The 1,973-nt window shown below is 45.8% G+C and carries 4 protein-coding genes; all 4 read left to right on the forward strand.

The window, feature by feature from the left end:
- Positions 1–911: sensor histidine kinase (locus ADA01nite_RS20980; RefSeq protein WP_146812382.1), on the forward strand; the 911-nt coding region annotated here is incomplete at its 5' end.
- A complete protein-coding gene (locus ADA01nite_RS20985) occupies positions 892–1,512 on the forward strand; it encodes an accessory gene regulator ArgB-like protein (protein WP_146812383.1) in 621 nt (206 codons plus the stop codon). The genes ADA01nite_RS20980 and ADA01nite_RS20985, both read left to right, overlap by 20 nt.
- Positions 1,513–1,530: 18 nt before the next feature.
- Positions 1,531–1,668 (forward strand): cyclic lactone autoinducer peptide, encoded by a 138-nt coding sequence (locus tag ADA01nite_RS20990; protein ID WP_170230411.1) that lies wholly within the window; start codon positions 1,531–1,533, stop codon positions 1,666–1,668.
- Positions 1,669–1,683: 15 nt separating this feature from the next.
- Positions 1,684–1,851 carry a hypothetical protein gene (locus ADA01nite_RS22355; protein WP_170230412.1) on the forward strand — a complete coding sequence of 56 codons (168 nt, stop codon included), beginning with the start codon at positions 1,684–1,686 and terminating at the stop codon, positions 1,849–1,851.
- Positions 1,852–1,973: the final 122 nt, after the last annotated feature.

A 1,973-nucleotide genomic window follows, 5' to 3' on the forward strand; every position in this document is an offset into this window, starting at 1 on the left:
TTCTGTACCTTAGTGTAAAGCACCAGTTCTCTCTTTTTGGTGCAGGCCGGCAGTTAAGCAAATTCAAATTTCGTTCGCTTCGCTCCTATCTTACTTTCATGCTGTTTTACACGCTGGGAATCATTGCGACAAGCCTGGTCGTTAAGAATGAGATTACGTCAACGCACATCTTCTATTCCGTTCTTATTTTTCAAGTGCTCTCGTTTTTGATGATTAAAGAGATTATTAAGTCGCGGGTGCAGGAGACAGAGCTTACGGTATACAAGGAATCATTAAAGGATATCAATTCGCTGTTCACCACCATCCGCGCACAGCGACATGACTTCGCGAACCACATTCAAGTTCTCTATATTTTTGCCAAGCAGCAGGAACACGACAAACTTTTGCGTTATATCGAACAGCTGGTAGGAGAAATCAAATCGATTAATCAGGTTCTCGTTTCGGACAACCCTGGCTTAAGCGCACTGCTACAGACGAAGACAGCGCAGTTTGAGCAGGATAACATTGCTTTGAAAACGGAGATTGCATGCACATTAAGCGAACTTCCCGTTCCCGCCATTGAGCTGAACCAAATGATCGGGAATCTGCTGGATAATGCGGCAGATGCCATCAAGCTGGCGGGACACCCCACCGATGAAATTATCCTGCAGACTTTGGAGAAAGACGGTCAGGTACATATCAAAGTGCGCAATCACCGTCCGGTTATCCCGGAGCATCTCCAGCAGAAAATCTTCGAATACGGTTTTTCAACGAAAGCCGATCATTCAGGCATCGGACTTGCCATTGTCAACAGCCTCGTAAAAAAACACAAAGGAAATCTTATCTTAACAAGCAACGAGCAGTCAGGAACCGAATTTACCATTATCTTTCCCGCGAAAAAGGTGATGACCATTGAGCAAAAAACTGGCTGATTCCCTCGCCCTGTCGCTGGCACGGCACAGCGCCGTGCCGTATTCTCCGGCCGTGCTGTCGTACGGTCTGCAAATTCTGCTGAATGCGGCTATCAAAATCGCTTTGCTTTCACTGGTTGGATGGATGCTGAATATTTTGCTTGAATTGTATCTTATTGTTTTCTTTTTCGGCAGCCTGCGCATGATTACAGGCGGGGTTCATGCCCATACATTTAAAGGATGCCTAACCGTTAGTCTTATTTCTTTTGTTTTGCTGACTGTTTCGCTTCCCTTTACTTTTCCTTTTTTCATCCAGCATACTCAACTTGTTCTGCTCCTCATGCTTGCTTTCGGAAGTGCGCTTACATTCCTGTATGTCCCGGGCAAATGGGGCAACCGAAAATTTACGAACCAGCGCATCCGCATTTCTAAATGGCTGTCATTACTTTACTTGCTGGGCGTGATTACCGCCGCCTGGTATGCATCCGTCTATCCGGACGAAGCTGCCGCCCGCCCGTTTCTGCGCGTATGCTGGCTGGCGATGCTGGGGATGACCTGGCAATACATTCTGGTTACTCCTTTCGGCTATAAACTATTCCGCGCCGAAAGAAGCAACATATAATCAAAAAAGGAGATGAGCATGATGTGGGAAAAAATGAAGGCAAAAGCTTGCACAATGATGGCGTCCGTCGTGAGCCTAATCGCGTTGGCTGACATCGGGACAAACAGCTGGTGGGCGATCTATCAGCCAGAAATTCCTGAAGAACTGCAGGAGTAGTACGGTGCATCTGCCATGGAGGTTAATCCGAAAGAAGCGCTAAAAGAAATAGAGAAAATCATCGCGTTAACCCCGGCTAAAAAAATGGATGAATGGCTTGACGCCTACCGTCAGTATGAGAAAGAGACGAAAGAGCCGATAACGCTTTTTGAATGGATTTTGCTAAAAAATAAAAATGCGTAAAATACCTGCGTAAAAAGGCTGCCTGACATAGTATCTCGGCAGCCTTTTATATTTTTCTGTGAAAATCACGAAGAAAGAAGGAGAGAAAGAGGAAATAAGATTCAGGGAAGAAAAAGGCGTTC

This window comes from Aneurinibacillus danicus, from assembly GCF_007991215.1.
Lineage (GTDB): Bacteria > Bacillota > Bacilli > Aneurinibacillales > Aneurinibacillaceae > Aneurinibacillus > Aneurinibacillus danicus.

Coding starts and splice junctions, on each gene's coding strand:
- ADA01nite_RS22355 (WP_170230412.1), top strand. CDS start 1,684: ATGGAGGTTAATCCGAAAGAAGCGCTAAAAGAAATAGAGAAAATCATC.
- ADA01nite_RS20990 (WP_170230411.1), top strand. CDS start 1,531: ATGATGTGGGAAAAAATGAAGGCAAAAGCTTGCACAATGATGGCGTCC.